Below are 515 nucleotides of genomic sequence, written 5' to 3' on the forward strand. Positions count from 1 at the left end.
GCTCAGCCGGACATATCGCTCGTCAACATCCCAGAACCCCGGCTGCCCGCGCATCTATGCCTCCTGATCCCGTCGAGACCGATGGAATCATGAAACGCCCAGCCACGCGAGGTTTTTCGAGGTGTCCAACTGGATCATGATGTCGGCCTGCCGCGCGCCGACCGCCATGCGCACGCCGATCTCGGCCACGCGTTCGGAGACCGAAACGAGCATGATGTTCATGACCCCGATGCCGCCGACGACCAGCGAGATCAGCGCGATCAGGAAAGTCATCGTCTCGGTGGTGCTGGAGATCGTCTTGCGGATGTCGTCGGTGTTCATGATGTGGAAATCGACGGTCCCGTGTCGCCGGCTCAGCACCTGGACGGTTCTTCTGTAACGGGCCGTCCTGGGTCAACCCCAATTTCCCTACATCCTGTCGCCGAGGTCATGCTTCTGTCCGCAGTCGCTGAAAGGCGCTGCATGATGGAGTGGGAATGGGACCAGCCGATCGATCTAAAAAGCGCAGTCACCTG

Annotated in this window: 1 pseudogene; it reads right to left on the reverse strand. The window is 60.4% G+C overall.

Annotated features, from left to right (window positions below):
- Nucleotides 1-129: 129 nt before the first annotated feature.
- A pseudogene (locus tag SMD10_RS25525) lies at nt 130-357 on the reverse strand (FtsX-like permease family protein); the annotation flags it as partial.
- Nucleotides 358-515 lie beyond the last annotated feature (158 nt).

Source organism: Consotaella aegiceratis (assembly GCF_036541425.1).
Lineage (GTDB): Bacteria > Pseudomonadota > Alphaproteobacteria > Rhizobiales > Rhizobiaceae > Consotaella > Consotaella aegiceratis.